Origin of the sequence: Enterococcus sp. DIV1682a (assembly GCF_051711005.1) — a bacterium.
Classification (GTDB): Bacteria; Bacillota; Bacilli; order Lactobacillales; family Enterococcaceae; genus Enterococcus_B; species Enterococcus_B hirae.
Genome location: NZ_JBIOLT010000001.1, coordinates 949,118 through 974,542, shown reverse-complemented (window position 1 = coordinate 974,542; position 25,425 = coordinate 949,118). Strand labels below are relative to the sequence as shown.

At 38.0% G+C, this 25,425-nt stretch carries 22 protein-coding genes; 2 read left to right on the top strand and 20 right to left on the bottom strand.

Annotation, left to right across the window (positions count from 1 at the left end; genetic code table 11):
- Positions 1-55 precede the first annotated feature (55 nt).
- Positions 56-1,252, bottom strand: a complete 1,197-nt coding sequence (locus IGJ23_RS04525) for a multidrug efflux MFS transporter (RefSeq protein ID WP_010738119.1) — start codon at positions 1,250-1,252, stop codon at positions 56-58.
- Between the two features lie 352 nt (positions 1,253-1,604).
- Positions 1,605-3,041, bottom strand: a complete 1,437-nt coding sequence (locus tag IGJ23_RS04520) for an NCS2 family permease (RefSeq protein ID WP_178286489.1) — start codon at positions 3,039-3,041, stop codon at positions 1,605-1,607.
- Positions 3,042-3,351: 310 nt separating this feature from the next.
- On the opposite strand from IGJ23_RS04520, the gene IGJ23_RS04515 reads away from it, so the two are divergent.
- Positions 3,352-4,161 carry a Cof-type HAD-IIB family hydrolase gene (locus IGJ23_RS04515; RefSeq protein WP_010738121.1) on the top strand — a complete coding sequence of 270 codons (810 nt, stop codon included), beginning with the start codon at positions 3,352-3,354 and terminating at the stop codon, positions 4,159-4,161.
- 71 nt (positions 4,162-4,232) lie between these two features.
- On the opposite strand, the gene IGJ23_RS04510 is transcribed toward IGJ23_RS04515, so the two are convergent.
- From IGJ23_RS04510 to IGJ23_RS04485, 6 genes are all read right to left on the bottom strand, one after another.
- Positions 4,233-6,386, bottom strand: coding sequence for a peptidoglycan D,D-transpeptidase FtsI family protein (locus tag IGJ23_RS04510; RefSeq protein WP_010738122.1), 2,154 nt, complete (start codon positions 6,384-6,386; stop codon positions 4,233-4,235).
- Between the two features lie 259 nt (positions 6,387-6,645).
- On the bottom strand, positions 6,646-7,494 hold the full coding sequence (locus IGJ23_RS04505) for a MurR/RpiR family transcriptional regulator (RefSeq protein ID WP_034700537.1): 849 nt from the start codon (positions 7,492-7,494) through the stop codon (positions 6,646-6,648).
- Between the two features lie 360 nt (positions 7,495-7,854).
- Positions 7,855-8,709 carry a hypothetical protein gene (locus IGJ23_RS04500; RefSeq protein WP_438774654.1) on the bottom strand — a complete coding sequence of 285 codons (855 nt, stop codon included), beginning with the start codon at positions 8,707-8,709 and terminating at the stop codon, positions 7,855-7,857.
- 274 nt (positions 8,710-8,983) lie between these two features.
- Positions 8,984-10,924: a threonine--tRNA ligase gene (thrS, locus tag IGJ23_RS04495; RefSeq protein WP_034700539.1), complete on the bottom strand. Its 1,941-nt coding sequence runs from the start codon at positions 10,922-10,924 to the stop codon at positions 8,984-8,986.
- A gap of 326 nt (positions 10,925-11,250) precedes the next feature.
- Positions 11,251-11,430 (bottom strand): 2-hydroxymuconate tautomerase, encoded by a 180-nt coding sequence (locus IGJ23_RS04490; RefSeq protein WP_002287649.1) that lies wholly within the window; start codon positions 11,428-11,430, stop codon positions 11,251-11,253.
- Between the two features lie 113 nt (positions 11,431-11,543).
- Positions 11,544-13,337, bottom strand: a complete 1,794-nt coding sequence (locus IGJ23_RS04485; RefSeq protein ID WP_207433207.1) for a heavy metal translocating P-type ATPase — start codon at positions 13,335-13,337, stop codon at positions 11,544-11,546.
- A 198-nt stretch (positions 13,338-13,535) separates the two neighbouring features.
- On the opposite strand from IGJ23_RS04485, the gene helD reads away from it, so the two are divergent.
- A complete protein-coding gene (gene helD, locus IGJ23_RS04480; RefSeq protein ID WP_010738125.1) occupies positions 13,536-15,815 on the top strand; it encodes an RNA polymerase recycling motor HelD in 2,280 nt (759 codons plus the stop codon).
- Positions 15,816-15,926: 111 nt separating this feature from the next.
- On the opposite strand, the gene IGJ23_RS04475 is transcribed toward helD, so the two are convergent.
- The 12 genes from IGJ23_RS04475 to IGJ23_RS04420 form a co-directional block, all read right to left on the bottom strand.
- Entirely contained in the window at positions 15,927-16,565 is a 639-nt protein-coding gene (locus IGJ23_RS04475) for a hypothetical protein (protein ID WP_010719653.1), read from the bottom strand.
- A 295-nt stretch (positions 16,566-16,860) separates the two neighbouring features.
- On the bottom strand, positions 16,861-17,580 hold the full coding sequence (locus tag IGJ23_RS04470) for a YebC/PmpR family DNA-binding transcriptional regulator (RefSeq protein WP_063626840.1): 720 nt from the start codon (positions 17,578-17,580) through the stop codon (positions 16,861-16,863).
- Positions 17,581-17,862: 282 nt separating this feature from the next.
- Positions 17,863-19,017 carry a nucleotidyltransferase gene (locus IGJ23_RS04465; RefSeq protein WP_207433203.1) on the bottom strand — a complete coding sequence of 385 codons (1,155 nt, stop codon included), beginning with the start codon at positions 19,015-19,017 and terminating at the stop codon, positions 17,863-17,865.
- A gap of 373 nt (positions 19,018-19,390) precedes the next feature.
- Complete coding sequence (locus tag IGJ23_RS04460) at positions 19,391-20,131, bottom strand: class I SAM-dependent DNA methyltransferase (protein ID WP_010719656.1); 741 nt, start codon at positions 20,129-20,131, stop codon at positions 19,391-19,393.
- A 1-nt stretch (position 20,132) separates the two neighbouring features.
- Positions 20,133-20,456 carry a ribosome silencing factor gene (gene rsfS / locus IGJ23_RS04455; protein ID WP_010719657.1) on the bottom strand — a complete coding sequence of 108 codons (324 nt, stop codon included), beginning with the start codon at positions 20,454-20,456 and terminating at the stop codon, positions 20,133-20,135.
- A 56-nt stretch (positions 20,457-20,512) separates the two neighbouring features.
- Complete coding sequence (gene yqeK / locus IGJ23_RS04450) at positions 20,513-21,100, bottom strand: bis(5'-nucleosyl)-tetraphosphatase (symmetrical) YqeK (protein ID WP_096709466.1); 588 nt, start codon at positions 21,098-21,100, stop codon at positions 20,513-20,515.
- Entirely contained in the window at positions 21,090-21,737 is a 648-nt protein-coding gene (locus IGJ23_RS04445; protein WP_126344383.1) for a nicotinate-nucleotide adenylyltransferase, read from the bottom strand. The genes yqeK and IGJ23_RS04445 overlap by 11 nt, the downstream gene beginning before the upstream one ends.
- A gap of 12 nt (positions 21,738-21,749) precedes the next feature.
- Positions 21,750-22,061: a ribosome assembly RNA-binding protein YhbY gene (gene yhbY / locus IGJ23_RS04440; protein ID WP_010719660.1), complete on the bottom strand. Its 312-nt coding sequence runs from the start codon at positions 22,059-22,061 to the stop codon at positions 21,750-21,752.
- Between the two features lie 15 nt (positions 22,062-22,076).
- Positions 22,077-23,186: a ribosome biogenesis GTPase YqeH gene (yqeH, locus tag IGJ23_RS04435; protein ID WP_207433201.1), complete on the bottom strand. Its 1,110-nt coding sequence runs from the start codon at positions 23,184-23,186 to the stop codon at positions 22,077-22,079.
- On the bottom strand, positions 23,183-23,710 hold the full coding sequence (locus tag IGJ23_RS04430; RefSeq protein WP_010719662.1) for a YqeG family HAD IIIA-type phosphatase: 528 nt from the start codon (positions 23,708-23,710) through the stop codon (positions 23,183-23,185). Before IGJ23_RS04430 ends, yqeH begins: the two co-directional genes overlap by 4 nt.
- A 276-nt stretch (positions 23,711-23,986) precedes the next feature.
- Positions 23,987-24,721 carry an amino acid ABC transporter ATP-binding protein gene (locus IGJ23_RS04425; protein WP_278250439.1) on the bottom strand — a complete coding sequence of 245 codons (735 nt, stop codon included), beginning with the start codon at positions 24,719-24,721 and terminating at the stop codon, positions 23,987-23,989.
- A 13-nt stretch (positions 24,722-24,734) separates the two neighbouring features.
- Entirely contained in the window at positions 24,735-25,424 is a 690-nt protein-coding gene (locus IGJ23_RS04420) for an amino acid ABC transporter permease (protein ID WP_010719664.1), read from the bottom strand.
- Between the last annotated feature and the right edge of the window lies 1 nt (position 25,425).

The following is a 25,425-nucleotide window of genomic DNA, read 5'->3' as shown; positions in this document are numbered from 1 at the left end:
TCATCGGAGTTGCGAGGTTTTAACGAAAGCGACACACGATCTTTTCATCATCTGATCAGAAGCGTTGTCGAAGAACTTTTCTGAAGTTAAATAAAGATAATAAGATATTAGATAAAACAAAGAGGCTTGTAGCAATGAACACTGCGCGATAGTTAAAGGCATGCGCAACCGTCGAGCCCACCATCGGTCCAAAGACTTGTCCAAAATTACTACACATTTGATTGTAACTATAGATTCGACTCACTCCTTCTGGCGGCGTGATCTTACTGATGAGTGTATTGATGGATGGCATTAACGCTCCCGTTGAAAAACCAAGAATAAACCGTAAGATCCCCAACTGTAAAGGGGTCGCTACAATAGCCATGGGCAAGTAGCAACAAAAAGATAAGGTTAGCCCTGCAAGCAGTACTTTTTGGTTCCCTATTTTATCCCCTAATTTCCCTAGTTTAGGAGATGAAAAAACTGCAGACACACCTGAAATCGAAACGATTAACCCACTAACAAATAAAATATTTCCTGAATTCCCGCTTAGCTCACGAATATATAGGGTCAAAATAGGACTGATAGTTGTGATACCAATTTGAAGGATCAAAGTGGTCACAAATAATCCGATCAGAATGGATAAATGATCCATTTTGGCAAAGATTTCTTTTGTACTGATCATATCATTTTTTTCTACTGGTTGAAAATCTTCTTTTACCAAGAAAATGGTTAAAAGTGTTGTCACAAGTAATAATACCCCAGTAATCAAGAAAACATTCTCCATACCAAACCACTGCGCCAACGCACCTCCCATTGATGGTCCGATCAAACTGCCGGCAATCGCTCCAGTCGATAAAGTTCCTAATGCCCAACCACTTTTTTCTTTTGGCGCTTGTGAAGCAATCATCGCAGTCGCGTTAGGAATATAACCTGATAAAATGCCATTTAAAAAACGCATGACCAGTAACCAATACGCATTGGGAACAAAGGCCAACGATCCCATCGTTACCGTCATCCCTGCGGCAGCTCGGATCATCATGAGCTTTCGCCCTTTACGATCTGCCAAATTCCCCCATATTGGCGCTACGATAGCTGAAGCAAAGGCAGTAACAGATATCGCTAGACCGGAAAACAACTCAACTTGATCACTTGGTGTACCCAATTGTTCTACATATACAGGAATAAATGGCATAACTAAACTAAAACTAGCCCCTGTAAAAAAGCAGCCGATCCAAGCCACGAATAAATTTTTCTTCCATTGTATCTTCATTGATCATCCTCATTTCTTTATGTTTCTTTGCAAAAAATTTCTTTTTGAAACAGCATAAATTATGTATTGTTACTATATAGACGAAAGGTTTTGTTCCGAGCAGTACTATCTTCTACTTATTTACTATCTTAACAGTGAAAATCTTATGTTACAAAAAAACACTCTTAACAACTATATAAAATCGTTAAGAGTGCAAATACTACTTTTTTCGAATCATTCAAATGGTGATGGCAAAAAGCGTTTTTTCTTATTAAATTTGTGCTACTTTTTATTGTAAACTTACTCATGTTGCTGTTTCCTGACTTTTTAGCTGGTTCTTTAAGAAAATAGTTCAGCTACCAGTTAGGCTGGTTTACATCGTTGCTAAAATAATAAAGTTAAGGATAAACAAGACCACAACGATCCATAATGGGATTGAAATTTCTTTGAATTTCCCTTTGATTACTTTGACGATCGTGTAAAAAATGAAGCCGACAGCAATCCCATAAGAGATGCTATAGCATAATCCCATAAAGATTGAAGCAAAGAATGCTGGTAGTGCTTCTTCCAGGTCAAGCCAATTGATATCTGTGAATGAAGCCATCATCATCACACCAACTAAAATCAATGCAGGTGCAGTTGCTTGAGTTGGAACGATAGAAATCAATGGTGAAAAGAAACTACTTAATGCAAATAAGACTGCAACCACTACTGAGGTCAAACCTGTTCGTCCACCAGCACCGATACCTGCAGCAGATTCTACATAAGTCGTCGTATTTGATGTTCCAAAGATTGCTCCTACAGATGTCGCAATGGCATCGGCAAAGAGCGCTTTATCCATTTTTGTCTTGAAACCTTTGCCATCTTCTAATGCTTCTTCATCTTCTTTTGAGAAGATCCCCGTACGGCGACCTGTTCCAATGAACGTCCCAATCGTATCAAATGTATCCGATAAACTAAACGCAATGATCGTCATGATTACTTGTGGAATCTTTGAAGAATCACTAAATAATGATTGCATCCCCTCTGGTCCAAAAGCAGCACCAAAAGTCGTGCCTAATTCTTTGAATGAACTTCCTAATGAATTGGCTTGCCAATCAATCGTACTTAAATCAACAACCCCCATCATAATCCCTAAGACAGTGGTTGCCACGATCCCGATCAACATCGCACCACGAACATTTTTTACCACCAGGATCGCTGTTAAAATCAAACCGATCACAGCTAATAAAATCGGTGCATTATTGAAGTTGGCTAAAGCTGGAACGATCCCACCATTGATTGTGACATTCGTTGCCTTGCCTCCGTCAACCACCGAACTAGTGATTGCTGCCTGATCAGCTGAAAAAGAGAGAAATCCTGCATTTTTGATCCCAACATAAGCGACAAAGATCCCGATCCCGCCTCCAATCGCATGTTGTAGACTTTCAGGAATGGAATGAATGATCAATTTTCGTATTTTGGTCACAGTAATAAAAATGTTGACCATCCCACAAATAAAGACCATCGCTAAAGCTTGTTGCCAAGAATAACCTAATCCAAAAACTACTGTAAAAGTAAAAAAGGCATTTAATCCCATTCCAGGTGCTTGCGCATACGGTACATTTGCAAACAACCCCATTACCAAAGTACCAATGATCGAAGCGATGATTGTTGCTAAGAACACTGCCTGAAAAGGCATCCCTGATGCTGACAAAATGGTTGGATTTACAAATAAGATATAACTCATTGCAAAGAATGTCGTAACCCCAGCCATGATTTCTGTTGGTACATTTGTCTTATTTTTCTTTAATTGGAAAAACTTTTCCATAAAAAATTTCCACTCCCTGAATTTTTTTGACGTAAAATCAAATAATAAAATAAAATAAGTCAACTATTCCGTTTACGTCGAACAATTATTGATTATAATTATAGTTCGTTCGCTTTTCAATAAAATCATTAAAAAAAGCAATAAAAAAATGCTTAATGTTCGTGTTTTACCTTATAAATAGTTATTGAACAAAATGTATCCGTTCTCTTTAATTTAAAAAAGACTTCTTTTTCCCTTACATTTGCACCTTGTTAAAAAAAATATATGTGCTAGACTGAAACACATACTAGCATTGAAAGGAATGACATTTTTGAATAGAAAGCTCATTGCCATTGATTTAGACGGAACAACTTTAAATCCGGATTCAATCATTACTTCAAAAACTGAAGAAACATTAAAAAAAGCGATTAACGCTGGTCACCATGTCAGTATTGCTACTGGGCGTCCCTTCCGAATGAGTTATCATTATTATCAGCAATTAGGATTGTCTACACCGATGGTCAACTTTAACGGTGCTTTAGTACATATCCCTAATCAATATTGGGCTCATGAAAAAGAAACATCGATCGATAAACGCATCGTATTCGAGATTTTAGCTCAAAAACGCCAATTGAATTTAGATTTCATTGCTGCAGAAAATCGTGAAACTTATTTTATTGACAGCTTTGATTTTTTTGATGAAAAAATTTTTGCTGCATCAAATCCTAGCCCTCAAAATTTATTATCGCCTAAAAATCTGACAACTGATCCAACCTCTTTACTGGTTCGAACAGAAAAATGCTATGCTGAACAAGTTTCAGCTGAATTAACCCGCCAATTCGGTAATTTTGTTGATGTTCGTACTTGGGGAGGACCAATGGCTATTTTAGAAATCGTTTCTAAAGGAATTGAAAAAGCCAAAGGCGTTCATCGCATTGCCAATTACCTTGATATCGATCAAAAAGATGTCATTGCTTTTGGTGACGAACATAACGATTTGGAACTATTAGAATATGCTGGCTGGGGAGTTGCAATGAAAAATGGTACCGATCAATTAAAAGGCGTTGCTAACGATGTCACTGAACACACCAACCAAGAAGATGGCTTAGCTACGTATTTAGAAGACTTATTAGCCCTTTAAAATCAAAAAAGACCGTTCCAGAGAAAACAAATTGTATTTCTCTGGAACGGTCTTTTTAGTTGTTGGTCTTTTTATTTTGCCATGAACATATCGTAGTAAGTGTCCATGATTTCTTTTGCAATGACTAGATTCATATGATCTTTTTCATCTAATAAGTTCGGTAGAACGACACTAATTGCAATTTGTGGGTTATCACTCGGACCATAGGCCACGATATTACTATTTACTGTGGTAATATCTGGATGACCTTCAGCTACAGTTTCGGCTGTACCAGTCTTAGCAGACAAATCCATTTTTGCACTAGCTAAAGGTTTAGCTGTCGTATACGCATCTGTTCCATGAACAACTTGATGGAATCCTTCACGAAGGATCGACATATCAGCTGGAGAAATATCAACGGTATCTTCGACTTTTGTTTCCAGCTCTTTTTTCACCGGACCAAGGTTCCCATTTTCATCATTTCCATAGATTCCCTTGACTAAACGAGGTTGGATTCTCTTACCACCATTGGCTACAGTTGAAGCATATTGCGCTAATTGGATCGGTGTATAGGTATCAAACTGACCAAAAGCTAAGTCAGTAAAGTTACCTGGTGTGTACCATTGAGCGCCATTATCTGCATTAAATTTCTTCATAAAATCAACAGAACGAGAAATCCCTGGTGATTCATTTGGTAGATCAATCCCAGTTTTTGTTCCTAAGCCAAACTGTTTGAACGCTTTACGTAATTCTTCATAGGCTTTTGACTCTTCATTTAGTGAAGGAAGTCCCATATTTGGTGTATATTCCAATCCCAGCATTTTCAACGCAACTTTGATCATATACGTATTCGATGATAGTTCAAGTGCTTTGACTGCATTGATTGCAATACGCCCGCTTCGATTAAAGACCGAACTCTTTTCAGAAGAGCCTTGTAATTTGATTGGCTCATCGACTAACACTTGGTTACCTGAGATCACATTCGTTTGCCAACCAGCAGTTAACGTACCTGCTTTGACTACTGACCCTGGAGTAAAGGCGCTAGTAATATTACCCAAAGCATTTTCTGTCAACTCTTTGGACCCTTCTTGGTGACTAAATCCTGTCATAGCCAATATTTCACCGGTTTGTGGATTCATCGCTACTGCATACGCCCCTGGCGAATAAGTCGCTTTTCCACTATCCACTAATTTTTGGTAGTTTGTCTTTAAGATATTTTCGACTTTGGCTTGGAAATCAGCGTTAAGAGACAACATGAGGTTGGACCCTTTTTCACCAGCAAAGATTTCTTTTTGATTCGTTACATTCCCATTACTATCGAGGGTTACTTCATATTGGGTTTTTGTTCCTTGTAACACATCTTCATATTGCTTTTCAAGGTAACTTTGTCCCACACGATCATTACGAGAATAGCCTTTAGCTAAGTATTCATCTACTTCATCAGCTGGTAAACCTTGTTTTTCTGTTGTCACACTACCTAAAATACTTTTGATTGAGTCAGCAGCCGTGTATTGACGTGTCCAGTCGGTTCCTGTGGATACTCCAGGTAGTTCTGAAGCATGTTCGGAAACAACCGCTAATTCTTGATCAGTCACACCTGAATTTTTGATAAATACCGTGTTCAACTCATACGCACTATTCATGCGTTTAAAAATCGTCGCGATTTTTAATTGTTCTTCATTGAAGTTGATTTCACTATCGGTTACTTTATCAACTAACGCTTTGTATTGATCGCTGGAATCAAGTTGTTTTTCCTTTGCTGTTAAGCGTTCCGTTGCTTCTTTCAAATGCTTAGGATCAGCTAACCAAAAGTCTTTTTTATCTCGTTCAGTTAAATTTTCATCAACTGGCACATTGATTAATTGATTTAGTCTTGTCGCTACTTTAAGCAGATCCTCTGCCGTCATTTTTGTTCCTCTGGTGAAAGTAATTGCTTGATTCGCTTGGTTCGTCACCAATGGTTTACCTGTCGAATCGTAAATCATCCCCCTCGGAGAACTGGTTTGGATCGTTAGTGTCGATGATGATTTCACTTTGGCTTCCATTGCTTCGCCATTAACGATTTGTAGATAACCTAATCGTGCAATCAATGCGACGAATAATGTAAATATGATGAAAAAAAGAAAATTCAACCGAAAAGGGACATGTGAACGTCGAAATGTTTTGTTTTTCGGCTCTTGTGCACCTTTTTTCAATTTATCCATCCATGAATTGTTTAATAGTTTTTTCATAAACTCTCTCATCATTCCTATCTTTTTCCTACTTACTGTTATGTTTCATTGTACCTAAATTTCTTGAAATAAAAAAGAAGAAACGAAAATCACTAATAAATTCTTTAACTTATTTCAAGTTGATATTCTTTTTTTGTTTCACAGGATAAAATCGTGTCAAGTTTTCAAACAATTCAAACCTTTAAAAAATAAAGTTTTTTATTTAATTTATCATTTTCTTATCGTGAAACACAACAAATGATATTTTTACTGTGGAAAACTTTTTATAATGCTCTTACCGTTTTGAACCAAAGTATCCTTTAATTACTTGTCTGGTTTCACGAACTTTTTCCCCCAACTGTTCATTCTTTGTCATATATAAATAAAAAATAATATCGATAGTAACAAACTGAGCCAGCAAAGAATTTGTAGCAGCGCTTCGATTGGTAATTTCCTTTGGACGTGAGGTTTGTACAACAACATCCGCCAACTTACTTAAAGGATTATTTCCAAATTGCGTTAAAGCAATTACCTCAATGCCTAAATCTTTTGCGATTTCTCCAACTGCTACGACATCCGCGCTACTACCAGAATTGGAGACTAACCATAATACTTTTTTGGTTTCATTGCTTACTAATTGAGGAAGTAAAACATGGATATCTTTTTCAAAAATAATGGGTTTGCCTACTCTAGACCATTTTTGCAAAATGTCTTCCACCACTAAAGATGAAGCGCCCACGCCATATAGAAAGACTGTTTCAGCACTTTCTAGAGTCTCAACCACTTCTTGAATTTTTTCTTCATTTAAAATGTCCACCGTTTCTTTGATTGCCACTTGCGCATTATTTCCCAAAATGTGTTTGATCGAATAAAAAGATTCGTTTGGATGAATATCACTGAAGCCTTCAACGATACCGGTTTGTAACTCGGTCGAAATATTTATTTTGAAGTCAGTCAAACTTTGAAACCCAATTTTTTTAGAAAATCGGACAACTGTGGGCGCACTTAACCCAGCAGCTTCTGCTAACTCGTTCGCAGTCATCGTGGGAATTTTTTCTACATTTTTGATGATATAATCAGCGAGCTTTTTTTCAGTTGAAGAATACTCCTCCATCATGCTCTCAATACGGCTAATAACGCTCATTTGTCTCACTTCCTTTTTCTCTTCCAGTCTAGCTAAGTATACCATATCCCACTAATAAGATCGTGACGTCTGACAAGAAATTTTGTCATCATCTGTAAATAAATGTTGGAGAAAAAGTATGAGGCTAAAAAATAATTGATGAGGTTCGGCTACAGCAATAGAGCCCAAGGCAAGCCTAGGACTCTTAGATAAAAGCTTAATTTTTCAAGAAGAATGGACGATTGCAGCTCCTGGTTATCCTATCATTCATATGATAGTTGCACTCTTTATCATGAAAATTTTGTTGTCTCACGTTGAATACTTTTGATAGAAGTCACGAGTATTGAACTCCAATTTATAAATGATGTCATGACAGAACTTTTAGAGTTGGTGTTCCGCATGTGCTGCTCCTAATTGATTCCTAGAAGTTGAGAAGTTCATAGCATGTTGGATTTTCTCACTTATTTGTGCTAGTCTTTCTTCCTTAGTATTCTCGAATGGTTGTATTGATCGACTGAAAAGTTGTTTTGGCATATCATTTCTATTTGACGATCTTGCTAATATTTGTTCCATTGTTAACAACACTTGTTTTTCTTCATATTTTTCTTGCTGTATTTTTTCTACTACTATTTTGTTTAGGTCTTGATTCCTCATTTTTTGGCTATTGGAATATAACAGTCGGTTGAAAAACTGCTTAAACAAATTTTTTCTGAGACCAAGTTTAGTCTGCTCTTCATTTCTTTGTTTCATTTTAATTTTCGTTATAGGTAAAATATTCTCCATTTCATTCTTAGCACGAGGAGCTATTTCGATTTGATTCGTAAAATTACTTTTATGAGGAATCAAAGTTGTTTTGAACGCACGAATTTTTGTTGCCATTCTTTTCCGATCGTTTCTTATGTAACTGATCATTTTTGTTCTGAAAGAGCGGTCAAGCTTATGGATTTCCTGGTAAGTATTATTTAGTACTTTCTCAAGCATAGAAAAATCTCGCCTAATCAATTCCAACATTCGTTTAGCGGGACCAACGGACTTCGAATTTTTTTGATTCGTGGATTTATGTTGACTCCTTTGTTTAATCGCATGTTCAATTTTTACGATTAAATTTACTGCTAAGTTCTTTTTTTTACGATTGGCTTGTTTTGACTGCATTTCGTTTGTTTGCTCGCTTAACTCATTTTGAGCTACGTTATTTCCTTTTTTATTTAGCCTTTTATTTGTAAAAAAAGTTCCCATTTTCAGCCCTCCTTTTTTCCTTTTCAACCTAATAATAGCATAAGATGAAAGGCTTGCTTATTCATCTTTTCGTAATTTCAGAAAAAAAGATTCTCATTATCGCTTTGTTGTTTCAAATTGCACGATTTAGCTTTAACTCTTAAAAAGATATGGGAGAAGCGTAACAATTCACTTAGTAAAAAACCGATGGTATCAAAAATCGTTTTCGATTTTCGATACCATCGGTTTGATCTTACATTCTAGGGTAGTCAGGTCACTTTTTCGACTATTGAAATTAACCTTGTCTACTATAATTTTGGACTTCAGCAACCATCGCATCAACGAACATGTTGAGATCTTCTACTGAAGTTTCTTTGCTACCATATCGGCGAATATTGACCGTTGCATCAGCCACTTCTTTATCACCAACGACTAGTTGATATGGTATTTTTTGTGTTTGTGATGCACGAATCTTATAACCCATTTTTTCATTGCGGTCATCTACTTCGACACGTAGACCTTTCATTTGTAGACGTTCCTTGATTTCATAAGCATAGTCACTATGCGCTTCAACTGAAACAGGAATGATTGTTGCTTGGATCGGTGCTAACCAAGTTGGGAAAGCTCCTTTATAAACTTCAGTTAAATAAGCAACAAAACGTTCCATCGTTGAAACGATCCCACGGTGGATAACTACTGGACGATGTGTATTTTCGCCATCTTCACCAACATAAGTTAAATCAAAGCGTTCTGGAAGCAAGAAGTCTAATTGGATCGTTGATAATGTTTCTTCTGTTCCTAAAGCTGTTTTGACCTGAACATCCAATTTTGGACCATAGAAAGCAGCTTCTCCTTCTGCTTCGAAGTAATCCAATTCCAATTCATCCATTGCGGCTTTTAACATCACTTGCGCTTTTTCCCACATAGCATCATCATCAAAATATTTATCCGTGTTGTTCGGATCGCGATAGCTCAAACGGAAACGATAGTCTGTAATATTGAAGTCAGCATAAACTGCGACCATCAATTCCAACGTACGTTTGAACTCATCTTTGATTTGATCAGGACGTACAAAGGTATGCCCATCGTTCAATGTCATTTCACGAACACGCTGTAAACCTGATAGCGCACCTGATTTTTCGTAACGGTGCATCATGCCTAGTTCAGCGATACGGATTGGTAATTCGCGGTAGGAATGGATCGCATTTTTATAGACCATCATATGATGCGGACAGTTCATCGGACGAAGAACTAACATTTCACCATCACCCATATCCATTGGTGGGAACATGTCTTCTTGGTAATGATCCCAGTGACCTGATGTTTTATACAATTCTACATCTCCCATGATTGGTGTGTAGACATGTTGGTAACCTAAGCTGATTTCTTTATCAACGATATAACGTTCAATTGTTCGACGAATCGTTGCACCTTTAGGTAACCAGAATGGTAAGCCTGAACCAACTTGTGGTGATACCATAAATAGATCTAGTTCTTTTCCTAATTTACGGTGGTCTCTTTCTTTTGCTTCTTCACGTAGACGAATAAATTCTTTTAAGTCTTTTTTATCAAAAAATGCTGTCCCATAGACACGTTGCATCATTTGATTGTTTGAATTTCCACGCCAGTAAGCTCCAGCTACAGATAATAGTTTGAAGACTTGGATACGACCGGTTGATGGGACATGTGGTCCACGGCATAAATCGATAAATTCTCCTTGTTGATAAGCAGTGATTACTTCCTCATCTGGTAATTCACTGATCAATTCTACTTTATAAGGATCACTTGCAAAGATTTCCAGAGCTTCTTCTTTAGAAAGAACTTTACGTTCGATCGGTAAGTTTTCTTTCACGATTTTCATCATTTCTGCTTCGATTGCTGGAAGATCTTCGGCACTGATTTGGTTTTCACCGTTGTCTGTGTCATAGTAAAATCCTGAATCGATTGCTGGTCCGACACCGAAATGGATATTTGGGTACAAGCGTCTCATAGCTTGTGCCATCAAGTGTGCGGTTGAGTGACGTACCAATGCTAATGCATCTTCGTGGTCAGGTGTAACGATCTCGATTGACGCATCTTCTTCGATGCCACGATTCAAGTCAATCAACTGACCGTTCACTTTACCGGCTAATGCTTTTTTAGCTAAACTTTTGGAAATACCTGCAGCAATCTCAGCAGTCGTGATTCCCGCATCAAACTCTTTCACTGCGCCATCTGGAAAAGTAATTTTTATCATTAAAATAGCCTCCTTTGATTTTTTGATTGAATGAGTTGACACCAATAAAAAAGTCCCAGCACCTCATAAAAGAGATACTAGGACGAAAGATTCGTGGTTCCACCTAATTTCGAACGTTTACACGTTCCTTGAGCGTTATAACGGTACGACCGCCTTTGTTTCAACAAAGGTTTCGAAAGTGGTCATCCTTTGGTTTTCTTCTGGAAAAGTTTCAGCCTGGCTTTTCCTCTCTTATCGAAGACTCTCAAATTCAGTTGTCTTTCTCATCAATCAACTATGTGTTTATTTAACCACTAATAAAAAGAAAAATCAAGTGTGGGTGTGACTTATTTTTTCCATTCACCATTTACACCATAAGTGCCTTTTTTCATTTCATTGATAATCACATGGATATGTTCTTTTGGTGCTTGGGTATTTTTATGAACAGCTTCTGTAATATCTTTCATCATATTTTCTAATTGTTCTGGGCTACGTCCTTCAACTAGTTCTACGTGTACAAATGGCATTGTCTCGTCTCCTTTTAATGATTGCTATCTTAAATGTAAGTGGTCTTTTCAACCCTTCTTCTATGCTATGATCATACCGCAAAAAAAGCAAAGAGAAAAGGTCTTTTCTGATGTTACGTGTGGGATCGCTCATTTTTAGCCCGCAATGCACTTAAAATCGAAACAGTGTCTACCACTTCTTGGAGAACCGCTCCAAACAAAGCGGGGATTACCCCCGTACTAGCAACCAGCATTAAAAAAACACAAATAAAAATACCGATTAAAACAGATTGTTTCGCTACTTTCATCGTATCTCTGGAAATCGTTATAGCAGTAGCAACTTTTGTCAAATCATCTTTTAGTATCACCGCATCAGCACTTTCGCTAGCTGCCGTTGATCCGTGTGCGCCCATGGCTATTCCAACATCTGCGATCGTCAAAGCTGGAGCATCGTTGACCCCATCGCCCACCATCGTTACGGGACGTTCACTTTCGGGAATACTCTCAAGGATATTCAATTTGTCCTGCGGCAAACAACGAGCATGAACAGCCGTGAGCCCAACCTCCTTTGCAATTGATTCAGCGATAGCCGGTCCATCCCCTGTGATCATCATCAAATCCGCTACACCCATTGTTTTCAATTGTTCAATCGTTGCTTGTGCTTCTGGACGCAGCACGTCTGAAAATAAGATCGTACCCGAAAAATGGTCATCAATTGCAACATAGATAGCTGTTTTAGTAGATTGGCTTTCTTTGGCACCGACAAATGAAGCTCTGCCAACTTTAACGAAACGTCCATCTACTCTAGCTTGTATTCCTTGCCCCGTGATCTCTTTTAATTCATTCACTGGCATTAACTTTTCGTTATCGACTTCATGGACTAGTGATCGGGCTAAGATATGACTTGATTCTTGTTCGGCACTTGCCGCATAGACCAAGAGCGTTTCTGATGTTACACCAGCTTCTGGGTGAATACTTGCTACTTCGAGGACCCCTTTAGTGATGGTACCCGTTTTATCAAATGCAACTGTCTTGGTTCGTGCTAATTTTTCCAAGGCGGTTCCTGTTTTGATGACGATTCCGTTTTTACTTGAACGACTCATTCCAGCCACTAAGGCAATCGGTGCAGCTAAAATCAAAGGACAAGGTGAAGCAACAACGAGAACTTCTGCGAAACGAACAGGATTCTTCGTGACCCACCAGGAAATACCTCCGATCAAATAAGCTATCAATGTAAAAGGCACCGCATAACGATCCGCTAAGCGTACAAAATGAGCTGGTTTTTCTTTTGATTCTTCGACCAATTTAATAATTTGTTGGTATTGGCTATCAGCTGCTCTTCTTTCAACGATCATTTGAACGGAACCGTCCCCATTGACTGAGCCAGACATCAGTTCATCGCCTGCTTTTTTTAATACAAGTTTGGCTTCACCTGTTAATGAAGACTCATCAAATTGCGACTCACCTTTCACTACTTTTCCGTCAACGGGCACTAATTCTCCTGGTTTCACCACTAATAAATCATTGATCTCAACAGCTTCTACTGGAATATCTTTCAATTGGTCATTCATCAATTGATGCGCTGTGCGTGGTGTATTGTCCAATAACGTTTGCAATTCTCGACTAGCTTTTTTATTGGCATAGTCTTCCAAACTGTCTCCGCCAGTCAACATGATCAGGATCATCAAACTGGCCCAGTACTCTCCTACCACTAATGTCGCAACAATCGCTGTGATAGCAAGAATGTCCACACCATATTTACCTGAACGTAATGTTTTAATCATCTCAATAAACATAAAGAAAGCCAAAATACCACCCGTGATCGCGATAATCAGAAATGCAAGTGTGGGTCGTTTAAAAATAAATTCGCAAATAAGTGCCGTCATTCCTATCAAAACGGTGATTGAAAATTTTTTAAAATGTGTCATATTGTTCACTCCCTACAATTTTAGGATACTGACTTAGAACTAGAATGAAAATTATTTACACTTAACTGAAAACAACTCTCACTCTCATTGATTTTCTTCTTTCACTTTCCTTCAAACGAATAGTCAAAGATACCTTTTTCTCACTTTTTGTGCTATACTTTTAATTCGTTATTTACGGCGGAAGGAGTAATATACGCAATGAATGAAAGACAACTAGAACAACAACACGTGGATGAAACCATTCAGTTGATCCAGCTTGAACAAAAGCTATTAAACACTAAACAACAATCTCTTACCCAAGAGATGCAAGATTCTACGAAAGACACCGCCAGCCATAAGATCAGAGGTGGGTCTAATGAATCCTTTTATGAATCAGCTGTCGAATACCGCCAACATGAGCAAGAATTGCTTTTAAAATACCATACGCTTGAATCGCAGCAAAAAAGGCTCCAAACGTTAACAGTTATGGAAGACAACCCTTACTTTGCCCGAATCGATTTTAAAGAAGAAACAGACGCAGAGACACTTTATCTAGGAATCGCTTCTTTAAGAGATCTCTCTGAAGAAACAATCGTAATCGACTGGCGTGCCCCAATTGCTAACCTTTATTACGAAGGGGAAATTGGACCAGCCTTCTATGAAACAGATACTGAAAAAATCAATGTTGAATTACTGCTGAAACGTCAGTTTAAAATCTTAGACGGAAAAATTATTTCGATGGTGGATACTTCTGAAGTGATCAACGATGATTTCTTACTAGAGATCCTAGACGATGCCTCAAGTGCGCATATGAAAAATATCGTCTCTACGATCCAAAAAGCCCAAAATGCCATTATTCGTGATACAACAAGTCAAGTGATGTTGATCGAAGGAATCGCTGGTAGTGGAAAAACATCCGCTTTATTACAACGGATCGCCTTTTTACTTTATCACAATCGAAAATGGTTAGATGCCGAGAACGTTTTACTTTTTTCTCCTAATCATCTTTTCTCTGACTATATTTCGACTGTTTTGCCTTCTTTAGGTGAAAGTGGTGTACCTACGCAAACCTTCAAGTCTTATTTGGAACAGTTATTACCTGAATTTTCATTGTTAGAAGAAGAGCAACAAGAAGTTGGTTTTTTATCTGGAGACAAGGACCCGATCCAAACCTTCAAAAGCGGTCTTCAACTAATCCATCAGATTGATCGTTATATCGATCATATTACTGGTTTTGGTCCCTTGTTTAGAGATATGAAAATTAACGGTCGGACGATTTTAGCAAAAGAATCGATCCGCAAATGGTATCAAGAAACCAATGAACTCTTACCGTTACATCAACGTCTCTCCTTGTTGCAAACAAAATTATTAAAAAAATTGGGTGGACTCCAAAAAGATGAGATGCGTCAAAAATGGGTCAAAGAATTAGCAGAAGAACAATTGCAAGACTTATATGCGAATGATCCGAACCTTGAGTATACGGAGCAAAAAGAACAGTCTTTACGGAAAAAACTAGCGAATCAAATCGTGAAGAAAAGATTCCGTCGAATCTACCGCGGTATCAATCAGTTTCAATTTGTCAATTTGACCAAACAATACCTTCACTTTTTACAAACCGTACCTCAGGCGCTGTTGGCTAAAAATGACATTAGCGCAACGATGTGGAACGATCATTCAGCCTTATTAAAAGAGAAGCTTCGTCAACGAGAACTACGACAAGAAGATGCAGTATTATTCTTCTTGCTGATGCGTCGCATCCATCCAGTGTCTGTGATGCAAAAAGCTCGCTATATCTTTATCGATGAAATGCAAGATTTCGCTCCCGCTCAGGTAGCTCTTTTACAAGCGATCTATCCAAAAGCTAATCTCACTTTTTGTGGTGATCTAAATCAAAATGTTTTCGGCAATGAAACGATTACTGGCTCTTTGGATCAACTATTCAAAGACCAAGAAATCACACACTTCCAGTTAACGACCAGCTATCGTTCAACAAAAGAGATCACGGATTTTGCGAATCATTTTCTTACTGAGGAAAATCAAGTAGAAACGACGGCTCGCAAAGGTACGCTTCCTTCTATCGTGAAAGGTTCCTCCTTAGAAGAACGATTAAATTGGTTAAAAACTACGCTTGAAACGACTCAAGAAAATACCCGTTACTGGCGTACCGCAATCATTGGTAAAACACAGACTGAGTGTGAACAACTCTATGAACAGTTGCCCGAATACTTAAAAGATCGTGTCCAATTGATTTCTGATGAAACAGATTTTATGAAACGACAAATCGTCCTACTACCAGCATTCTTGGCAAAAGGGCTCGAGTTTGATCGCGTTTTCTTATGGGGAATCGATGATACAAACTTTGCCACTGACCAAGATCAATTAGTTCTTTACACCATGTGTACAAGAGCCATGCACGAACTCGTTTTAGTTACTTCTGAATCTGAAAGTCCTTTGATTGAATCCATGGACCCAGCATTATATACCACTATCAATATATAAAAATAAAGGGTTGTGACAAAATTTTTGTCACAGCCCTTTATTCTTAATAAACGGTGTTAAAGAAGTAGCTTCAAGAATAAGAAGCTAACCACTTAGTCACAACCTCGCCTTTTAAACAAATGATTCAGTATCTGGATACTTTAATTTAACTAGTGAAATAATCATTCGCAATTCTTCTATATTTTCAGGATACTCAGGATCAAAGACTTTACTATGACGCCCAATCCCCCCGTTATCTATCAGCCGATAAATTCGATTCCAATCAATAAACTGTTCGATTGATCGGAAGTTACTGATCGGATAGCCTCCACTATCAAGGATTTCTGATAAACGAAAAGCTAGATAAGCACTGTCGATCACTTTTACTTTTTTAGAATCATATTTTTCATTTTTTTCAATTAAGATTTTTGTTGGTTGATGTTTTAAGCTCCATTCTAACAAACGAAAGAAAGCTTCCATACGATAATTTTCTTCAAATAATCGAAAGGTTGAATCTGAACGTCTAAAAAGTAAAGGGATTAAATAATTTCTTTTGTAAATCAACATGGGGACGCGATCAACCATACATTCCAAATAGCGATTAAGGTAACCAGTACCTACGTAATTTCCTAAACGATAACCTTCTACACCATAATGGGCATATTTTTTTGCTAATTTTGAACAGTCTGTGATATTCACAGCTAATTCTTCGATCTTTTGGTAACCGCTTAAAATACGTTCAAAAGGCTCTAAACTAATTTTTGCTTCCATAAAATTTCCCCGCCTACATCCACATTCCTATGTATCATTTTTTCAATAATACGTCTATATCAATAATAACACAGGACGAAACAGAATAAAAAATAAAACATACGAAAAAAAGATAAAATCATTGATTCGTCATAAACTACTGTTTTTTCAGAACGAATGATCTTCTTTTAAGCGTAAAAAAATAGTCTGAGAGACGAATCGTCCCAGACTATTAGCAGGTGTAAAAACGAAAAACGGATAAATCGCAAGTCGAAAGCTATCCGATGCTTTCACAACCTTCATTCGTTTTTATCGTTTAGTCTTCCAATGCTACATTATGGAAAACATGTTGAACATCTTCCAACTCTTCCAACGCATCAATCATTTTTTCAAATGTTTCTTGGTCTTCTGGTGAAAGTGTCACTTCATTTTGAGGAATCATTTGGATCTCAGCAATTGAAAAATCAGTGATTCCTTTTTCTTTCAATGCTTCTTGGATACTATGGAAATCAGCAACTTCACCATAAACGATGATTTGTCCATCTTCTTCCATGACATCACGTACATCAATCTCTTTATCCATCAAATATTCAAGGATCTCATCTGCATCTTCGCCGGCAAAACCAAAAATCGCTGTATTGTCGAACATGTAAGAAACAGCTCCAGAAACACCCATATTTCCGCCGTTTTTACCAAAAGCAGCACGTACATCAGCAGCTGTACGGTTCACGTTGTTTGTTAAGGTATCAACGATGACCATTGAGCCATTTGGTCCGAATCCCTCATAACGTAATTCAGAATAAGTTTCATCTCCCGCACCTTTTGCTTTTTCAATTGCACGGTCAATAATATGTTTAGGTACATTATAAGTTTTCGCGCGTTCAATGACGAAACGTAGTTTTTGGTTAGCGTGTGGGTCTGGATCACCTGATTTTGCTGCTGCATAGATTTCAATCCCGAATTTCGCATAAACTCGGCTATTATTTGCATCTTTTGCGGTTTTTTTCGCTACGATGTTTGCCCATTTACGTCCCATATTCTCACTTCGCTTTCTAATTTTGATCGTTCATTTCTGATAGTGGTTAAGCACAAAAACGTCCTGTTCCATTATACTTGTGAATCTGGATTCTGTGAAGTATTTTTTCTAAATCTAGTCATTTTTTAGGGAGGTGTTTCCTTGTATGATCGATTATAGTCGTCTCTTGGAATAGCTACTCAACAAGCTAGACAAAGAATTTTTTACAAAGCGATATATTCAAAATATTGAACTAAACTTTCATTCAGGTTAGTCATTTCACTTTGTTCCCACCAACCAGGTTTATTTCGAAACATAAGGTCTTCTTCCAAAATTTTGTTCAGGTATCGCCCCACCGAGTTGATAGATTTGATCACTCCGAACCAAAAGATGTGCCAATTCTGCTTCTTTTTTGCCGATTTTTGAGATCAAGGGTATCTCTTTCTTTTCTTTTAAAAACTGTTGTCCTGCCTTGGTGAATCCTAAAATATTCAAGTAACATTTGTCTTGTTGGTCATGGATTTCCTCATGATGGATGTTCAATAATACGTAACAAGCTAAACGTTGGATTCTCGTCCAAGTATATCTTTTCGTCTTGACTAAAGTGACAAATTCCTCGAAAGAAGTGGCTTTCTTCGCAGCCGATTGCATTCTCACTTCAAGTCCTTCCGTCATCTGATAGATAGTTTTCAAATTGGCTAGCTCCGTAGAAAGCAAACGATAACGTAACAAGGGCCAGTAATTCGCCCATGTTTGTTGCGAACCTGCTTCGATCATCGCTGCGGTGGCAGCAGGTATAAAATTCGTTACGGAGCGTTGTTCACTGAGCGCTTTGCGAATAGCGGTCGCACTTGCGATGGAGGAACTGCTCCATTCTTCATCGTGATAACCAGCACTTTTTCTGGTAATCGGTACTAATTTCATTGGCTGGGCATACTGGGCATTTTCTTTCGCATAGCTTAACCCTAAAATGTGATTAGGAGAAGAAAAATCGAGAGCGATTTCTGGATAAAGTGTGTTGAACACTGCTGTCATCTTCTGCGGATAGCTCATTCCTTGGTCAGATAAACGTTGAAATTCACGGTCAATCCTTAATTGGTTTTGCTGTACAAATTTCCCAAAAGCTTCGTAATTAAATGTCGACTCTTCTTCTGTACCAAAACAAAGATGTGTACAGCCGAGCATCTGTAATAATCGCACAGCTCCTTTGGCAAAGTAATCTGCTGATTGCACAGACCATTCTATCGGTAGTTCAATGACCAAATCCACTCCGTTTTGGAGGGCAGCAGTTGCTCTGGACCATTTGTCGATAATTGCAGGCTCACCACGCTGTAAAAAATTTCCACTCATCACTGCTATCACGATATCTGCGCCCGTTTGTTCACGAGCCATTTCCGCATGGTAGCGATGCCCATTATGGAAAGGATTATATTCAACAATAATGCCACAAATTTTCATCGCATTTCCTCCATTTCTTAATAGGAATAAAACAAACAGTTCATTCTTTCGGTCAATCCCAAAATGATCAATTCGGTTTTTAACTGTAAAAAAATAAACAGGAGAAATCGAAAAATCGTTTCTCCTGCTTTTCAAATGACGCTTCAGCTTATTTTTCATCAAGATATTTCTAAAGTATTTTTTTCGTTTTTTAGCAGAAAAACGTCACTATTTGGCGTAGACTTTGTTGATGATTTACTCGTCTCGGCCATTATTCGTTACTTTTAAACTATTATAATACTATCTGAAACAACGCGATTCACGGCAGTTTTTTTGCGATTACACCTCGCGATAAGGTAATATTTCGTATTCAGCAAAAGACTTTTTTCGTGTCCTATTCCTTATATGCCACAAAAAAGAGACGTTTTGTATCTTCTTTTGGTTGTTCATCGGTGAAATCACCAAACGCTTCTACCTTAGAAAAGCCACTGTTTTCTAACATTCTTAAATAATTATCCAAAGAATAAGTTTGCTCTTGATGCAGTTCGTCTTCTCGAATGAACTTACCTGCTTCTTCGGGATCTTCCACGAAGAAAGTCAAGAAATGTTCAATACTATGCTTTTCCTTACCTGGGTAGCTATCCCATAAAAAGGCAAACTGATCATTTTGATAATGGTAACTGTATTCAGGAAACACCGTGTCGATTTGATAGATAGAATGAACATCGAATATAAAACGTCCATTTTCTTCCAACGCTTGATACACTTCGTCAAATACTTGCTGCACTTCTTGCTCATTCTTCATATAGCACAAAGAATCTGAGAAACAAGTGATTGCTTGGTATTGACCAATTTCTGACAGATCAAGCATGTTTCCTTCAACAAATTGGATTGGTGTTTCCTCTTCAAACGCACGTTGGCTAGCAATCATCAACATCTCTTCTGAAAGATCTAACCCTGTGACATGGTACCCAGCTTTAGCAAAGGCAACAGCTAGAGCACCTGTTCCGCAAGCTAATTCTAAAATATTACATGTTTCACTTGGTAAGTGTCGTTTTGAGAAATCTAACCATTGTTGATATAAGGTTTCATCCATTACCTCATCATAAACGAAAGCAAATGTTTCGTAAGCCATATTAATCGATCCATTCATTTAGGTCAACAAGTGGTGCATCTGACCATAATTTTTCTAAATTATAGAAACTTCTTTCTGGCGCATGGAAAACATGGATGATCAGATCTCCTAAGTCGATCAGGATCCATTTTCCGCCTTCTTTTCCTTCGATACGTTTTACTTCGTAATTGTTTTCTTCTTCTTTTTCAATGATTTCTTCTGTAATTGCATTTAGTTGTCGTTCACTGTTTGCCGAACAAATCATGAAGTAATCTGCTAGTAAAGATACTTCTCTCACATCTAAAGCAACGATATCTTCTGCACGTTTTGAATCGGCAGCTTGCACTGCAATTTGTAGTTGTTCTTTGCTATTTATAGTAATTTCCTCCTAATGGGTAGAGATTATTTTTTAGCTACCCAATGATTATATGTTTCAATTGTTTTTGGATAAATCTGTTGTTCTTGTTCAATCAAGTGAGCTAATGTGTGCTTTGTCTCAAAAGCTACCGCTTCGTCTAAATCGATCAACGCTATTTCACGCGCATCTTGGACTCCAGGAAACGAGCGACCAGGTTCAATATAATCTGCTACATAGATGATTTTATCTAATAAAGACATTTCAGCCGCACCAGTGGTATGAACCCGAATGGCATGAAGGATCTCTTCATCTGTGATACCAAGCTCTCTTTCAACAAAAGAGGCGCCAACTAAACCATGCCAAATCGCATTTCCATAATGAAGAAGCGCTGGGTCATAGCCATCTCGCTTGATAACTAAAATAAATTCATCATCAGGCCGTTCTTTCGCATAATCATGTGTCAAAGCAGCAATACTAGCTTTTTCTAATGAACAGCCGTATTTGCCGGCAAGGGCAATCGCCGTCTCTTCCACACCAAGAACATGCTTGAAACGTCGTTCACTCATTCGCATTTGGACTTTTTGCATCAACTCTTCTCTTGAGTAAGTTGTGTATTTATTACTATAGTCCATCTTGATATAGCCCTTCTTTCTCGATATACTCAATGACCTTATCAGGTACTAGATAACGAACGGAACAACCTTGCTGGATCTTCTGCCGTATTTTAGTTGAGCTGATATCAATGGTTGGCACATCGACCCAAATCACTGGGTAAGGCGTTTCGGTTGAGTAACCTGCTCGACGAATACCAACAAAATTGACCATTGTCATTAGTTCATCGATTTTATACCATTTTGGTAGATATTCTACCATGTCGCCACCGATAATAAAATAGTAATCGGTATTAGGGTTGTTTTGTGTCAGAGCTTTCATCGTATCATAAGTATAGCTTTTGCCTTTTCGAGATAACTCGATCGGTTCAATAGCTAAAAAAGGATTATCTGCTATCGCAAGTTCAAGCATGTTTAAGCGATGATTGGCAGCGATTGTCGTTTTTTCATCCACATGTGGTGGTTGATAAGAGGGCATTAAATAGACCTCATCCAACCCTAAATTTTTCCCTGCCTGTTCTGCCATAACTAAGTGTGCCAGGTGAACTGGATTAAAAGTACCACCTAAAATCCCCACCTGTTTGCGTTTTTCAAAAATTTGAGGCATCTCTTGAGGAAATACTTGAGATTCGACAAAAGCTTCCGCTTGCGATTTCATATTAACCACTCCTTAAATTGCGTTTACTTCTTTAGAGATACGTTGATATTTTTCCTTTGAAGAGGGTTTATATAATACAAGAACTCGTCCAATGATTTGAACAACTTGACATCTGACTGTTTCTTCTAAAATACCAGCTACCTCTTCAGGAATCTCATCGGTATTTTGTAATAACGTTACTTTGATTAACTCACGTTTTTCCAGCGCTTCTTCAATCTGAACCATCATGGCAGAATTGATTCCACCTTTACCAATTTGAAAAATCGGTTGTAAGTGGTGTGCCTGGCTTCGTAAAAATCTTTTTTGTTTTCCTCTTAAAGTCATATTCTTCCTTCTTCCTTAAATCAAGGCCTTTCGTTTCATCACATTCACACCTTTTGGCGCCCAACCTGCTACGACTGCCGGTTGTGTCACTGTGATCCATCCTAAGCCAGCAAATACGATATCTGTTTTTTCTTTTACCGAAAATTCAAAACGAACCAATTCGGGAAATTCATTTACTTCATCGGGACGAGGTGGTTGTAATAATCCACCGACGTGTTTCACATAAAATTCATCGGCTTTTGCTAATTTCGTTCGATGAATAATGACATCATTTGAAACATAAGCAATAAATGAACCTCGTTGCCCACTGATAAAATCAAACCTTGCTAAACCGCCGAGAAAGAGTGTCTGTCCTTCATTCAATTGGTATCCTTTAGGCTTGATTTCTTTCGTTGGTGCAATGATCCTTAAATCTTTTTTTCCAAGATAATGCGCCATTTGATGTCGATGGATAATCCCAGGAGTATCAATCAAGAAGTGACCATCATCTAAAGGAATCTCGATCTTATCTAAAGTTGTCCCTGGAAATTGAGAAGTCGTAATCACATCTTTGACACCTGCTGTGTTCTTGATGATTTGATTGATCAATGTCGATTTACCGACATTTGTCACGCCAACGATATAGACGTCGCGACCTTCACGATACTCTTCGATTTTTTTGAGTAGATTTTCCATTTCATTCGCTTTTTTTGCGCTTGTCAATAATACTTCAACCGGACGCAATCCAGCTTCATGTGCACGCTCTTTCATCCATTGGATCATTTTTGGTTTCTTCAGTGATTTAGGTAAAATATCCACTTTGTTTCCGACCAAGAGCACTGGGTTATTACCTACAAAGCGATGTAGTCCAGGGATCAAAGAACCATTAAAATCAAAGATATCGACAACATTGACGATCAAGGCATCTTCTTGTCCTAGTTCATTCAGCAGGCGCAAAAAATCATCATCTGTCAGTGAAACATCTTGGATCTCATTATAATGTCTTAACCGGAAACAACGTTGGCAATAGACCTCACCTGATTCTAGTCCTTTTTCTAATGCTGCTTTTGGTGTATACCCTAATTCATTAGGATGGTCGGTTTGGATCGTTGCTCCACACCCAATACACTGTAGTTCTTCGTTCATTCAATTCCACCTCGCCAGCCCATATCAGGATTGTGTGCTAATAAATAGGCCATGATTTTGCGTTCCCAAAAACGATTGAATCGTGTTTTCCAACTATCCGTTTCAATAATTGGTTTAACCAAGATACTTCTGATACCCGAACGATTAGCTGCTCGGATATCTGTCATGATTTGGTCACCGATCATCACAATTTCATCATCTGAAAGATTCAACATTTTTTTTGCTCGATTCATTCCTACGGCTAAAGGTTTTAATGCCCGAGCAACATACGTCAATTCAAATTTATCGATCGCTCGTGCTACTCGTTCAGAGCTATTGTTTGAAACAACCACTACTGGAATACCAGCATTTCTCATTTCTAAGATCCAGTCGAGTAATTCCTCTGTCCCATCAGGATTGTTCCAAGCGATCAACGTATTGTCCAAGTCAGTCAAAACTGCTTTAATCCCTAAGTTTTTTAATTGTGCAGGGGTTATCTTGTAGATGGCATCGACCATCCATGTTGGTTTATATTTTGAAAACATTTTGTCTCCTCATCTGCAAAAAATGAAGGAGCACGAAATGTACTCCTCAGCCCTATATTATACTTCATTCTTTCCAAAAAAACTACCTCTACACCTGAATCCTTCTGAATAAACAACTATTAAACTGAAATGATGAACAGACCGAAGTCACCAAACACTTTTAAAAGAGAAGAAATCATCCGTCTGACTACACTGATAAAATAAAAACTCTCCAAACACGAGAAACTGTTTCGAGAGTTTTCATTCGATTTTTTATTCTTTGGATGTTACTGACTTTTATAATATTTTGGATAAAAATGCGACTGTTCGTGGATGACTGGTTTGTTCAAAAATAGCCGTCGGTGTACCTTCTTCAAGAATGGTTCCTCCATCCATAAATAGAACTCGATCACTGACTTCTTTTGCAAAGCCTATTTCGTGAGTCACAATGATCATAGTCATCCCTTCACGAGCTAATTGCAGCATGATTTCTAACACTTCTCCGACCATTTCCGGATCAAGAGCTGAAGTCGGCTCATCAAATAGCATGACGTCGGGTTGCATGGCTAAAGCTCTCGCAATGGCGACCCGTTGTTGTTGTCCCCCAGATAAAGACTGAGGATAAGTATCGGCTTTTTCTAGCAGACCTACTTTCTTTAGCAGATCTCTAGCAATCTTTGTTGCTTCTTCTTTTGATTGCTTTTTGACTTTGATTGGTGACAAAGTGATGTTTTCTAAAACCGTCATATTAGGGAATAGATTAAACTGTTGGAAAACCATTCCCATTTTTTCTCTTGTTTTAAAAATATCATTTTGCTTGTCGGTAATTGTCATTCCTTCAAACTTGATTTCACCAGAAGTTGGTATCTCTAATAAGTTGATGCATCTTAGTAAAGTGCTTTTTCCCGAGCCTGATGGTCCTAAAAGTACCACGACTTCTCCTGGATAAATTTCAGCGGAAACGTCTTTCAGTACTTCCTGTTCACCGTATTTTTTATTTAAATGTGTAATTTTGATCAATGATTTGGCCATTTATTTTCACCCTTCATCCTTGGTATCCTTTACCTAATTTTTTCTCCCAGCGATTTAGTAACCGAGAAGTAGCAAACGTCATGATGAAATAAACGGCTGCTGCTATAAAATAAGGCTCTAATGGAACATACGAATTGGATATGACGATTTGCGCCGCTCCCATCAGTTCATTGATTCCGATCGCAGTCAATAGGGAAGAATCTTTAATCAACGTAATAAATTCATTGCCTAAAGGAGGCAAAATATTTCTTAATGCTTGTGGTAAAATCACGTAACGCATCGTTTGTGCTGGACGCAACCCTAATGAATAGGAGGCTTCTGTTTGACCGTTGTTCACTGCCAGGATCCCCCCACGGATGATCTCTGCCACATAGGCACCGGAATTTAAAGATAACACGATCATTCCTGGAAGCAGGCGGCCAAGATCAACAGTTAAAACACCTACTTCTAGATCTTTTGAAGGAAAAAATCCTTGAAGCAATAAAAAGCCGATCATGATTTGTAGAAGCATCGGTGTTCCTCGTAACACTTCGATATAGACATTAGCTAAAACATTCAACGGTTTCTTTTTGGACAATTTTAGTAACGCCATCAGTAAACCGATACCCGTTCCCAAGATCACTGTGACGATCGAAATCATGATTGTTATTCCTGTACCTGATAAAAAATAAGGAAAATATTTATCTAAAAAAGAAAAATCCACT